This window comes from Dorea longicatena, from assembly GCF_024168045.1.
GTDB lineage: Bacteria > Bacillota > Clostridia > Lachnospirales > Lachnospiraceae > Dorea_A.
This window is the reverse complement of sequence record NZ_CP100126.1, coordinates 2478397-2492272: the sequence shown is the minus strand read 5'-3', so window position 1 is coordinate 2492272 and position 13876 is coordinate 2478397. Positions and strand designations below refer to the sequence as shown.

The following is a 13876-nucleotide window of genomic DNA, read 5'->3' as shown; positions in this document are numbered from 1 at the left end:
AGTGAAAGCAGGAGTCGTACACGCAAGAGAAGATATCAGATATGAAGAAATCGAGAAACCAGTACCAAAAAAAGGCCAGGTACTGATCAAAGTAAAATATACAGGAATCTGTGGATCAGATATTCCACGTGTCAATGGGGATGCATGCCATTTCTTCCCTAATGTACTGGGACATGAGTTCTCAGGAACAGTAGAAGAAGTAGGAGAAGGCGTAACATCTGTAAAACCAGGTGACAGAGTTGCAGGTGTACCACTTGTACCATGTATGGAATGTGAAGACTGTCAGAAGGGTAACTACTCTCTGTGTAAACATTATAGCTTCATTGGTTCCAGAGAATTCGGAAGCTTTGCAGAGTATGTGGTTGTTCCTGAAAAGAATGCTGTAAAATTCGAAGACAGCGTAAGCTTCGAACAAGGTGCATTCTTTGAGCCGGCAACAGTAGCACTTCATGGACTGGAAAGAGTAGAATTCAAAGGTGGAAAGACAGTAGCCATCCTTGGAGGCGGAACCATCGGAATGTTCGTTATGCAGTGGGCTAAGATCTTCGGAGCAAAAGAAGTTGTTGTATTTGATATCTCTGATGAACGTCTGGAATTAGGAAAACGTCTCGGAGCAACGGCCGGAATCAATACATTGGAAGAAGACTTCATGGATAAAGCTATGGCACTTACAGGTGGCAAAGGCTATGATTATGTGTATGAGACAGCAGGAAATTCTATCACAATTAAGATGGCATTCCAGTTAGCTGCCAACAAAGCACAGGTATGCTGCGTTGGAACTCCTACAAAAGAAGTTACCTTCTCTGTAAAAGAGTGGGAGAACTTAAACCGTAAAGAATTTATCCTGACAGGATCATGGATGTCATACAGTGCACCATTCCCGGGACATGAATGGGAATTAGTAGCACACTACTTCAAGACAGGAGAACTGAAGTTTGACGATTCCTTCATCTTTAAGAAGATTCCGCTTAGCGAAATCGCAAGTGCATTTGAGATGTACAAGACAAGAGGACTGGTAAAAGGAAAGATCTTAATCGACAGCGAAGCATAGGAGGCAAAGTACGATGATATTAACCGTTACGTTGAATGCAGCGATTGATAAAAGATATGTAGTAAAAGAATTCCAGGTAGGAGAAGTTAACCGTGTGGCTGAGTGCACTTATACACCTGGCGGCAAGGGACTCAATGTGTCAAAGCCTGCATCTATCGCAGGCGCTGAAGTAGTTGCAACCGGATTTGCAGGAGGCCATGCAGGAAATTACATTGTAGATTCATTGAAACCATTTGGCATCAAGAGTGAATTCTATCACATGGAGGCTGAAAGCCGTTCGTGCATCAATATCTGGGATGAAAAGAATCATGTACAGACAGAATTCCTGGAGCCTGGATTTACCGTATCCGCAGAAGACTTTGAAGGATTCTGCGAAAAATTTAAGACATTAATACCAAAAGCTGATGTAGTAGCAATGTCTGGAAGCGTGCCAAAGGGACTGGACGGAACTGCTTATCAGAAACTGGTATCGATCGTAAAAGAGGCAGGTAAGAAGGTCATTCTTGATACGAGCGGAAAACTTCTGGAGATGGGTATCGAGGCAAAACCAACGATGGTAAAGCCGAACATTGATGAAATCCGTATGCTGACCGGAAGCCATTGTGATACAAGAGAAAAACTGATCGAAGCAGGAAAGAAGATCCATGAAGCCGGTATCGAGATCGTAGTTATCTCACTTGGTGCAGACGGTTCCCTTCTGATCTGTGCAGACGGCGTATATCAGGCAATCGTTCCAAGAATCGATGCGGTAAATACGGTAGGATGCGGTGATTCCATGATTGCAGGATTCGCACTCGGATTCGAAAGGAGATTAAGTGTGCAGGAGACATTAAGGCTTGCAAGTGCAATCTCAGCCTCGGCAGCATTAAGAGAAGAGACCGGATTCTTCGTAAAAGAAGATATGGAGCGAATCTTACCGCAAATTGAGATTAAGAGACTATAAAGTTATACTAAAACGAGCAATATCGTATGAGAACTCTTCTGCTTAGAGATACGATATTGCTCTGTTTTTTATTGTTCGGGCATCCTAAGCGGTGAATTAAACACCCATTTCTTCAAGATACCTCACATGCTCTATCGCCCCCTGATGATTCCCCTGAAGCGCAAGCACCTCATCAAGTCCATCACGGGCCTTCTCATAATCCCCAAGTCCGATCGCACTAAGCGCCATCAGATACTTACAATCAATCGTATTACGAAGCTTAATATCATTAGGGAATACCTCAAGCTCTGGAAGCGATACCGCAAAGTAATCATAAGACACTTCATCAAAGATATGCTTCTCACCAAACGCTTTCAGCTGATGATAACACTTAGCAGCCTTTTCTGTTCTTCCAAGAGCAGCATTCGCAAGACCCTGATAGAAGATCGTATCAGACGGCTGGTCATTATAGTAAAGAGCAGCCGATGGCTCATCCAGTCCTACAGAAGCTTTCTCCCACCATCTGGCAGCTTCTTCGGTCGCATTCAGGGCCGCATAGCAGCATCCGATATAATATTCCGCAATATTATCCAGAACATTCGGAAGTTTTCCTTCGCCTAAGTTATCCGGATAGGTAAATGTATCTGTAAGAAGCTTAATTGCTTCCTCATAATTCTTCTCTTTCATAAGCCCAAGAGCCTTGTGAGTCAGCGCATAGCGGTACTGGCCACTGACTTTTCCTTCTCCACCTTCCCATGGATGGAACGTATGTCCCTTCAAAGCATCCAGAGCCTTGTCGTACTGATCGGTCTCGTTCAGAAGCGTGATATATTCAAGATACAGCACGTCTCTGTCTTCGACTAACTCCGGATATTTCTCAAGCAGAGCCAGACGGTCTTCCAGTGCAACATTATTCTTAGCAGCCAGCTGGTCGTATTCGAGAAGAAATCTTGGATAAGAAGAATCCAGTTCAAATGCTTGCTTCATATAATCCAGAGCTTTGGCAGGTTCTTTGCATTTATTATAATAAGCAATCGCAAGATTACGATAAGCCATAGCATACTTCGGATTTTCGGAAATGCTTTCTTTCCACTCATTTACAGCTTTGTCATACTGCTTCTTATCATACAGCAGGCATCCAAGATAATAATGTGCATATGGTACTTTTTTAAGTGCAGATATAGCAACATTTAAGATAAGAATCTCTTCTATCTTGTTCGGGAAGCAGTAATCCGGATTGGTATGTTCTGCTTTCTGGTAAGCATCCAGTGCAGCTTCATTTTTACCATCTTTTTCATAAGCATAACCCATATAGTACCAGGTCATAGGCGACTTGTCCGGTGTTGCATCCAAGATACGTACCACATCTTCATAAAGTCCGGCTTTGATATAGTCCAAAGCAACTTCCAGATAGTTATGTGCAGAGGTACGCATTGTGCTGATCCATCCGCTCAGATCATCTTCTGAAACGGATTTTTCATACAGGCAGTCAAGTGACAACGGATCGATTGCAAGACTTTCAGTGAGAAAATCTTTGTTGCAACGTCCAAGCTTTCGAAGGATAGAAGCTTTTAATGCACGTACCTTCATGTTATGCCAGTTGCGGATCATGGACTGCTCTGCAAATGTAAGCGCCTGTTCATATTCGTGTTTTTTGCATGCAAGCAGTGCAAGCCAGTAGAATCCGGCGCTCTGCGTCTCGTGGCTCCATGTAGATTTATAGAATGCATCATAGGCAGCAGATTCATTTCCCAAGAAATATTCTGCAAGACCTAAGTTAAAGTAGCATTCCCCGTTATATGGATTTGGATTCTTCCAGGTCTGTTTTTCAATGGCCGCTTCAAAATGTTTCTTTGCAGCAGCGAAATCACCGCGCTTCATAAGCAGCATACCGTATCCGTTATTCAGACGGATGTCACTTGGATCACGGCGGAGTCCTTCTTCGTAGTAATCAGCAGGTTCATATGTTGCATGACGGTACTGCTCCAGATGCTGTGCACCTAAGAATAATTCTTCTGTAGATTTCAATTCAGCCGGTGTGCCGAGAGGAACAGCAGGATCCGGGATTGGCTCCAGTTTTTCTTCCAGTCCGGTATAAGTAACAAGTGTATGTCCATCTGTAGCAGTCACTTTTACTGTGCAGCCTGCGGTGGAACTGGTATCAGTCGTAAAAGTATCTTCAAATGCCTGCAGAGGAGAAATGTCAATGGTCTTGCTGTAAAGTACATTACCCTCTTTTTCTACAGATAAGGTGAGTCCGTTATAAGAACCGGAAGTATACAAAAGCAGTGTAGCTGTAGAATCTTCAATTGTAAAGTTCACCATGGCATCCTTCGTAGCATTCTTCACACGTCCAACATTTTTATATGGCATAAAATACTGGGTAAATGTCTTTTCTTCGTAAGGCTTTAACCATGTGAAATCCGGCTGATTGTCTGCGAATACTCCAGTCATCAGTTCGATATATGGTCCATCCTCATCAGTAAGGTTGCGGTCCCATGTACGGCCAAAGTCCGCGTTGCCCCATGTCCACTGCTTCTTGCCAGGAGAGATGTGATGGTCGGCAACGTGCAGCAGTCCGGCTTTTCTTCCTTCATCGTAGTTACCTATAAAATCAAAGTCAGAATGCGCAGCCATGTAAGAAGTCGGCACCTTGATATTCTTATACATGGAAATGTCAACGCCTGCAGAGTAGTCGTATTTGTAATATTCTCCGGTTGCGATCGGGAATGTAGATACGGCACGTTTTCCATGGTCCATAACTGCATGTACATCCGGCGGGAATACAGAGTAAGTATTGTCATTGACCGGAACAGCCGGATTTGCCCACCAGAGGAAGGTCTGAGGAATATCGGTGTTGTTAAAAAGCTGTCCCTTGATCTCGATATAAGCCTTGTCAGGATAGAGAGTGAATGCCCCCATACCCTTTGTACCGTACATCTTGTCAATCTCACTGACATATACGGTAGCAGAGCCGTCCTCTCGTTCCTGATAGTAATAATCCACCGGACTGTAAGTACTTGGCCTGTGATGCTGTGGCCAGTTGAATTCGATACCGCCTGAGATCCAAGGACCGGTTAAGCCAACGAGTGCCGGTTTGATCACATGGTTATAGTAGACAAAGTCATAACCGTTTGTCTTATCATAAGCTCTCTGGATACGTCCGCCGAGTTCCGGAAGAACCATAACCTTCAGATAATCATTCTCCAAATAGATAGCGTGGTAGCTTACATCTTCTTTTTTATCAGAGATTTTTTCGGTTACCGGAAGCGGGTAGACCTTGCCGGAACTTCCCTGATAGGCACGGTTCTCGATAAAGAGAGGCCCCTTTTCCGGTGGATAGACTTTATAGGTCGGGATGGTTACATTTTCTTCCCATACGTGTACGTTATTACTCATAATAGATTCTCCTTTGAAAATAATAAATATGTGATGATGATTTTCCCATCTCAAAGCTGCGAATATTTATAGCAATGCTTTTGTGTATGCTTTTACGATAGCATGAAAATAGTATTGGCAGAATATCATATTTCATAAAAAGATGGACAATATTCCACAAAATTGCTATGCTGAATATAATGAAAAAGAACCATGAAAAGAGTAATAAGAAATTCATAAAAGGCAAGGGGACAAACGAAGATGGAAAGAGAAAAGGATGAAGCATACATACAGGAAAGCCAGAAAAGAGACGGATTCAAAGATGAACAATATTTCATAATTCCAACAGAATCATTCAAAGAATACCTGAAACATCCGCTGGTAAAAGCGATGTACCTGACAGATATCGGATTCTTCCCGAAGGCGTATCATCATTACCGGGAACGGGAGGAAGGAACAGAAGAATATATCCTCTTATATTGTACAGAAGGGGAAGGCTATATCCATATCGGAAATAAAAAGTATCATCTTCACCCTCAGGAAGTGTTCTGTATACCAAGAAACCAGAAGCATAAATATTATGCCAGTGAGAAGAATCCGTGGAGTATCTTCTGGGTACACTTCAAGGGCGAAAATACAGGCTATTATCCATTGGAAGAATACCAGATTATTCAGATGAATTCCATACATGCGGAGAATAGGATCATAACATTATTTGGTGTGTTGTTCCGTGTATTGGAGCGCAACTATACACTTGGAAACTTTATCTACATTTCCCAGGTGTTGTCACTGATCCTGTCCGAGATATATTTTCGCGAAAAAGCAGATGAGGCAAGCCGGCAGAACCGGCATATTACAACAATCGTACGTTATATGTACCGTCATCTGGATCGGAATCTGAAATTAGAGGATCTGGAAGAGGAACTGGAACTTTCGAAAAGCTATATCAATGCATCATTTAAGAAATATACCGGCAGGGCGCCGATTGATTTTTTTATCAACCTGAAGATGCAGGAGGCGTGTAAGCTTTTAAAGTCTACAGATCTGTATATTGTGGAGATTAGTCAAAAACTGGGATATGATGATCCCTATTATTTTTCCAGAATATTCAAGAAAGTAATGGGAGTATCACCAAAAGAATATCGGAACGGTGACTATATCCAGAAGCAGTAATATAGTCCATTAATTCGTCAGATTGTTTATGTTATGGAATGTGAAAAAGGGGTAAGATGAGGATGACAAAAAGAATACACCAGAAAAATTAATAGCAGAAAAATCATAAAAATATTCAGGAGGGATACAACATGAAATACGAAATTCCAAAAAAGATGATCGGTATGAAACTTCCGGGAGGAGCAAAAGTACAGAAGGTAGAGCAGCCGGTGCCGGTACCCGGACCGGGACAGGTACTTCTGAAGATGAAGGCAGCCAGTCTTTGCGGAAGTGATCTGAAATATATTTATTATGAACATACAGATAAGACAGGTGGAGCAAGATATGACGATGTGATTGCAGGTCATGAGCCGAGCGGACAGGTTGTACAGGTTGGAGAAGACGTGCTGGACTTTAAAGAAGGAGACCGTGTGGTTGTATATCACATTCAGGGATGCGGATACTGTGACGAGTGTAAGAAAGGCTTCTTCATTAACTGCCAGAATCCGGAGAGACGTGCTTACGGATGGCAGAGAGACGGTGCACTTGCGGAATATATGGTAGCAGATGTATCTACCTGTATTCATCTGCCGGATTTCCTGACATATGAAGACGGAGCCATGATCGCATGTGGATTCGGAACTGCTTACCAGGGATTATTAAGGGCTAATGTATCCGGAAGAGACCGCGTACTGGTTATGGGGCTGGGACCTGTCGGACAGGCGGCACTGATCCTTGCGAAAGCCATGGGTGCAGAGACGATCGGTGTAGATATCTCAGAAGAACGTCTGGAGATGGCAAAGAAGATCGGGGCAGATCAGGTACTCTTAGGTGATGATGACGTTGTACAGAAAGTAATGGAGTATACAGACGGAAAAGGTGTAGAAGTAGCAGTGGACTGTTCCGGAAGCAGCATCGGCCGTCACAGATGTCTGGAAGTTGCAAGAATGTGGGGCAATGTGGTATTCCTTGGCGAGCAGGGAACCGTAACATTCGAGCCAAGTCCGCTTCTGTTACATAAGAACCTGACATTACATGGATCATGGGTAACATCCGTAGGTAATATGGAGCGTCTGGTCGAATTTCTGGACCGCAAGAAGATCCATCCAAGCCAGATCATTACACACAGATATCCGCTTAGCCGGACGGAAGAAGCATACCGCGTATTTGCAACCGGAAAAACAGGTAAAGTATGTGTTAATATGGAGATGGAAGATTAATGAAGAATCTAGATAAATTATTATCCTGGCTTCAGACTTCGGAATATGACGGAGTGATCTTAGGAAGACGGGATAATTTCAAATGGATCACAGAAGAAAATGCAAATGCTGTAGTGACGAACACAGAAGTCGGAGTGGCACATCTGCTCATCGAAAAAGACGGATCGGTTACAGTAGCAGCAGACAGCAGTGACTGTCCACGTATGGAAACGGAGCAGAATGCGCTGAGAGCAAAAGGAATGCTGATCCCATGGTATGAATCTTTTGAAGCACATCTGAAAGATTATATAGGAGACCGGACATTTGCATCCGATACTGGAATTGCGGGTACGGATAATGTACAGTCAGAGCTTATCGATGTCCGTATGCAGTTAAGTGAAAAAGAACTGAAGCGTTACCGGAAGATCGGGAAGGAATGCGCCGGAATCGTAGAAGGTGTAGCCATGAATGCAAGACCTGGACAGACAGAGCAAGAAATTGCAGATAAGATCAGAACAGGATGCATCGCAAGGGGAATCAGTCCGGACTGTGTATTGGTGGGAAGTGATGAAAGAATCCTGAATTACCGTCATCCGGTACCGACAAGCAAAAAGATTGAAAAAAGTCTGATGGTAGTATTGGGCGGTGAAAAGTATGGACTAAATGTCAGTATGACCAGAATGGTGTATTTTGTGCCGGTGCCGGAAGAGATTAAGGGAAGAATGCAAAAGACGCAGAAGATATTTGCGGCAATGCAGAATTTGATGAAAGACGGTATGAGTTATCAAGCGTATTTTCGGAAAGCACAGGAATTATATGCAAAAGAAGGATGTTCGAAGGAATGGAAGATGCACCATCAGGGCGGACCGACCGGATATGGCTGTAGGGAATTTACAGTAACACCAGAGACGAAAGGTGTAATTAAGAAGAATCAGGCATATGCATGGAATCCAACAATTGCAGGGACAAAGTGCGAGGACACTACATTCCTTGCGGATAATGGTGTCGAGATATTTACCAGAACGAAAGCATGGCCATGCACTGTGATAGAGACAGAATATGGAAGTTGTTCGGTGGCGGATATCTTATATATAAAGAATGAATAAAAATACAAACAGGTGATACAGAAAAGAAAGAGGTTATGCTCACAGAAACTGTGTCATCTGTTTTTTGTAGTAGATAATTATAATTTTAAAACTGTATATACAAATGGTACAAAAATGCGCAAAGTAAATGAAAAAAATTGTGAAAAATATTTGTATTCTTTTTTGTAACATGATATAATATAGATGTTACAAAAACACTTAAATAAAATACTTAATAAAGTAGAGGGCAGAAATTATGAAAAGAAGCACGAACAGCGTAGAAGTGAAAAGACAGAATAGAAACCGTGTATTCAGATATGTGAACGGACAGGCAGAGACGAGTATGCCGGAGATTTCTGCTGCATTAGATATCAGTGGACCGACGGTTCTTACAATTGTGAATGAACTGAAAGAAGAAGGTGTGCTAAAGGAAGCCGGGGAGTTAAAATCAACGGGAGGAAGAAAGGCAAAAGCAATTGCTGCGGTAAAAGATATAAAATACGCAGTCGGAATTGATCTGACGGCAAACCATATAAGTATTACGTATACAGACTTGTCAGAAAAGGCATTAAAACATGTAAGGATCAGAAAGAGTTTTGAATATACGAATGAATATCTGGATGCACTTGCTGTATTTACCAGACGATTTATAGAAGAAAATGCAATACCGGAAGATAAGATATTGGGAATCGGAATATCGATGCCTTGTATTATAGATAAGAAAGAACAGCTTATTACATATTCCAACGCACTGGATATTTATAATGTATCCTGCAGTGAATGGAAAGAACATTTTAAATACCCGGCAGTTCTTCTTAATGATGCGAATTGTGCAGCGATTGCAGAAAGTGCTGAGCATGTGAATTGTGGTAATATGGTATATCTTATGCTGAGTAATACTGTTGGTGGTGCGGTGCTGTTTGAAAACAGCAATGTAATCATGACGGCAGGAAATGAACTTGAGGCTGTTGATATGTATCGGGGAGATAACTGGCGGAGTGCGGAATTTGGGCATATGGTAATCCATCCGGGCGGAAGAACCTGCTATTGTGGAAAAAAAGGATGTTTGGATGCGTATTGTTCGGCACTCCGGCTTGCAGATCTTACAGAAGGAAAATTGGAGATATTTTTTGAAAAGCTTGAAGAGGGAAATGCAGAGTATGAAAAGATATGGGATGAATATCTGGATAATTTAGCAATAGCAGTGGATAATCTCAGGATGTGCTTTGATTGTGAAGTGGTCCTGGGTGGATATGTAGGTAATCTGATTGGACCATATGTACCAAGATTACGTCAGATGGTGGCGGAAAAGAACTTGTTTGGTCATGATGGAAATTATGTAAGAGCTTGTGATTACAGGGCGGAGGCATCTGCGCTTGGAGCTGCGATTAAATTAATAGAAAACTATATACAGACAATATAGACAAATGTTAAATAAATAACATTATTAAAACTATACAAAATACACATACAAAATTTAGTCGATATTGCATATTGCACAAACAAAATAACAAGTATTATAATAATACCAACAAAGATATGCAAAGCGCTTTTGTAAAAGTGATTTACAAAAGAGTTATGCGGAATCAAAACCAACAGACACGGCTAACAACCGGAAGGAGGGCAACATGGGAATTATTGAGAACATGAGACTTGACGGGAAAGCAATTTACGTAACAGGGGCTGCGAGCGGAATCGGAAAATGTGCAGCCATGGCATTTGCAGAAGCAGGGGCAGATGTAGCAATCGTAGATATTAATCTTGAAGGGGCTCAGAAAGTAGCAGATGAGATTGCAGAAAAGACAGGTTCTAAGACAATCGCAATTGAATGTGATGTTACAAAGCAGGATCAGGTTGAAGCAATGGTAGCTAAAGTGGTTGATACATATGGAAAACTTGATGCATGTTATAACAATGCCGGAATCGCAGTAAATGCACCAGCTGAGGAGATGACACTTGCTCAGTGGCAGAAAGTAATTGATATCAATCTGACAGGCGTTTTCCTTTGTGCAACAGCAGCAGGAAGAGTAATGTTAAAACAGGGTTATGGTTCCATCATTAATACAGCTTCTATGTCAGGACATATTGTAAATGTTCCGCAGCCACAGTGTGGATACAATGCGTCAAAAGCAGGAGTAAGTCTTCTGACAAAATCACTTGCTGTAGAATGGGCAAAGAAAGGTGTCAGAGTCAACTGCATAAGCCCGGGATACATTGGAACAGATCTGATCATGTCAAGAGATGATCTGAAACCACTGATTGGGCAGTGGAATGCAATGGCTCCTATGGGACGCCTTGGAAAACCGGAAGAATTACAGTCAATTCTGGTATATCTTGCAGGAGACACAAGTACATTTACAACCGGATCAGATATCATCGTAGATGGAGCATTTACATGCTTCTAAATTGACCGGTTATATCATTCTAAGATAGCTAATAGCAACGGCTATGCGAATAAAATTATTAATTTCAAGGAGGACAATCTATGAAAAAGAAAATCGTAAGTATCTTACTGTGCGTAACGATGGTAGCAGCTATGGCAGTTGGATGCGGAAGCAAAGACGGAGGATCAGACAGCAAGTCAGAAAGCGGAGATTCCAAAGACAAAAAGTACAAAGTCGGAATTACAATTCAGTCATTAAGCAATGCGTACTGGGCAGGAGTTATGGGAAAACTCGAAGAACAGTTAAAGGACAAAGGCTGGGATTACACATTGATCGACTGTGAAGACAACTCTGCTACACAGGTTAGCCAGATCGAGAACTTTATTACATCGGGATGTGACCTGATCATGGTTCACCCTTCTGATGCAAAAGCGGTAGAGAACATCTGTAAAGAAGCTCTTGATGCTGATATTAAAGTAATGTGCTGGGATGACCCGATGGAAAACACAACGGCTAACTGGGTACTGGACAATACAGAGCTTGGTAAAGAGATTGGTAAAACAGCAGCTGAATTTATTAACGATAAATTTACAGCAGATGATAAAGCACAGGTTACAGTTATCGGATATCCTTCAACAAAGGTTCTGAAAGAAAGAGCTGATGGTATCAAAGAAGGTCTGAAAGAAAATTGCAAAGACAATTATGAAGTGATCGCAGAAGTTGATGGTCTGGAAGCACCGGAAGCACAGAGCAACGTAGAGTCTGTACTTTCTGCACATCCAGATGCTAATGTATTCGTTGGAGTCGGAGCTGGTGCTATGATCGGTTCGAATGAAGCTCTTCTTCAGAAATACGGAAAAGGAAAAATTCCAGAGAACGTAGGTGTTATTACAACAGACGTTACAGAGCAGCAGCTGAATTCCCTGAAAGCTGGAAATGAAGCAGTAAGATCTATCGTTGGATTTGAAGGATCTAACGAAGATACAGCAAAAGCTTGTATGAAAATGTATGAAAGAATCTTAAGCGGTGAGAAATTTGAGGGTGATGATCACAACGTTTACAGAACAATCAAACCTATCACAACAGATAACATTGATGAGATCTTAAAAGGAATGTAAAACAGTCATAAAACTGAAACAGATTAAAAAGGAGGCGGCATTACGCCGCCTCTGTTAATTAGTAGAATCACGGGGGATGAACATGAGCGAAGAATATGTATTACAGTTACAGCATATAAGAAAAGAATACCCGGGTGTTGTAGCGTTGAAGGACGTTACGTTGGAATTAAAGCCAGGCGAGATTCTGGCTCTGATTGGAGAAAATGGAGCTGGAAAATCTACATTGATTAAGTGTTGCTCAGGAGCGGTTATTCCAACTTCTGGAAAGATTATAGTAAATGGCAAAGAGTTTTCTAGCATGACACCACAGTTGGCATCGGAAAATGGTATTGCAATTATTTATCAGGAATTTAATAATGTGAAGGAACTGTCAGCAGCAGAAAACTTATTCCTGGGAAGACCTATCCGTAAAGGAATAGTCATTGATAAAAAAGCAATGGAAGAAGAGGCGGCAAAAGCATTTGAAGCTCTTCATATTAAGATTGACCCGAAGGCACTGATGAAGAACCTGACGGTTGGATATCAGCAGATGGTTGAAATTGCAAAAGCAGTTCAGCAGAATGCAAAAATACTGATTATGGATGAACCTTCTGCGCCTTTGACAAGTGCAGAAGTTGAGAGTATGTTTGAAGTAGTAGAAAGACTTCGTAAAGAAGGGGTTTCTATTATTTACATATCTCATAGATTGGAAGAAATATATCGTCTGTCAGACCGTATTCTGGTTATGCGTGACGGAGAATATGTAAAGACATTGATCACAAAGGACAGTGAAGTCCAGGAATTGATTAAATTGATGGTAGGACGTGAACTTACACAAAGTTATCCACCTAGAAAAGATTGTGTTAAGAAAGACGAAGTTGTTCTTGAATTACAAAATGTAACAGGTAACGGAGATACGGATATCAGCTTAAAGATTCATAAAGGCGAGATTCTTGGACTTGGTGGACTGGTCGGAGCCGGAAGAACGGAACTTGCCGAGATGATATTCGGGGCAGTCAGAAAAAAATCAGGAAAAATGATTTTTAATGGTAAGGAGATAGATCCGAAGAGCCCGAGAGAAGCGATTAATCTTGGAATTGCTCTGGTGCCGGAAGACAGAAAACGTCATGGTGCTATGTTGGGTATTTCTATTAAGAATAATATTAATATGCCAATCTATGAGCGCAATTCCAAACTCAGCGTTATAAACAATAAGCAGGAACAGGAAATTGCAGAAAAATATAAAGAAAATATGGCAATTAAGACTCCTTCCCTGAATCAGCTGGTTAAAAATTTAAGTGGTGGTAATCAGCAGAAGGTTATCCTTGGAAGGTGGATGGCAGCAGATTCGGAATTGATTATCTTTGATGAACCAACACGAGGAATTGATGTTGGAGCAAAATATGAGATTTATAAATTGATGAACGATCTTGTTGAGAATCAGGGAAAGACAATTTTAATGATTTCTTCAGAGATGGAAGAGTTGATGGGTATGTCTGACAGAATTGTGGTTCTTTCAGAAGGAAACATGACAGGAGAACTTTCAAAAGATGAGTTCACCCAGGAAGTAATTATGACATATGCATCCGCAGCAAGAGATAAATAGGC

10 protein-coding genes are annotated in these 13876 nt (G+C 41.6%); 9 read left to right on the top strand and 1 reads right to left on the bottom strand.

Features of this window, described 5'->3' with window-relative positions:
- The first annotated feature begins 1 nt into the window (after window position 1).
- Window positions 2-1051: a galactitol-1-phosphate 5-dehydrogenase gene (locus tag NKF87_RS11885; protein WP_253583597.1), complete on the top strand. Its 1050-nt coding sequence runs from the start codon at window positions 2-4 to the stop codon at window positions 1049-1051.
- A 13-nt stretch (window positions 1052-1064) separates the two neighbouring features.
- A complete protein-coding gene (gene pfkB, locus NKF87_RS11880) occupies window positions 1065-1994 on the top strand; it encodes a 1-phosphofructokinase (protein ID WP_226853274.1) in 930 nt (309 codons plus the stop codon).
- Window positions 1995-2090: 96 nt separating this feature from the next.
- On the opposite strand, the gene NKF87_RS11875 is transcribed toward pfkB, so the two are convergent.
- Window positions 2091-5372: a DUF5107 domain-containing protein gene (locus NKF87_RS11875; RefSeq protein WP_253583595.1), complete on the bottom strand. Its 3282-nt coding sequence runs from the start codon at window positions 5370-5372 to the stop codon at window positions 2091-2093.
- Between the two features lie 240 nt (window positions 5373-5612).
- On the opposite strand from NKF87_RS11875, the gene NKF87_RS11870 reads away from it, so the two are divergent.
- From NKF87_RS11870 to NKF87_RS11840, 7 genes are all read left to right on the top strand, one after another.
- Entirely contained in the window at window positions 5613-6524 is a 912-nt protein-coding gene (locus NKF87_RS11870) for an AraC family transcriptional regulator (RefSeq protein WP_161143939.1), read from the top strand.
- Between the two features lie 131 nt (window positions 6525-6655).
- Window positions 6656-7723: a zinc-dependent alcohol dehydrogenase family protein gene (locus tag NKF87_RS11865; RefSeq protein ID WP_226851058.1), complete on the top strand. Its 1068-nt coding sequence runs from the start codon at window positions 6656-6658 to the stop codon at window positions 7721-7723.
- Window positions 7723-8808 carry a M24 family metallopeptidase gene (locus NKF87_RS11860; protein WP_253583593.1) on the top strand — a complete coding sequence of 362 codons (1086 nt, stop codon included), beginning with the start codon at window positions 7723-7725 and terminating at the stop codon, window positions 8806-8808. The genes NKF87_RS11865 and NKF87_RS11860 overlap by 1 nt, the downstream gene beginning before the upstream one ends.
- Window positions 8809-9043: 235 nt before the next feature.
- On the top strand, window positions 9044-10210 hold the full coding sequence (locus NKF87_RS11855) for an ROK family transcriptional regulator (RefSeq protein WP_161143940.1): 1167 nt from the start codon (window positions 9044-9046) through the stop codon (window positions 10208-10210).
- Between the two features lie 205 nt (window positions 10211-10415).
- Window positions 10416-11192, top strand: coding sequence for an SDR family oxidoreductase (locus NKF87_RS11850; protein WP_028086391.1), 777 nt, complete (start codon window positions 10416-10418; stop codon window positions 11190-11192).
- An 80-nt stretch (window positions 11193-11272) separates the two neighbouring features.
- The gene (locus NKF87_RS11845; protein WP_161143941.1) at window positions 11273-12289 is read left to right on the top strand and encodes a sugar ABC transporter substrate-binding protein; all 1017 of its coding nucleotides are present in this window, start codon (window positions 11273-11275) and stop codon (window positions 12287-12289) included.
- Window positions 12290-12371: 82 nt separating this feature from the next.
- Window positions 12372-13874 (top strand): sugar ABC transporter ATP-binding protein, encoded by a 1503-nt coding sequence (locus tag NKF87_RS11840; RefSeq protein ID WP_161143942.1) that lies wholly within the window; start codon window positions 12372-12374, stop codon window positions 13872-13874.
- Window positions 13875-13876: the final 2 nt, after the last annotated feature.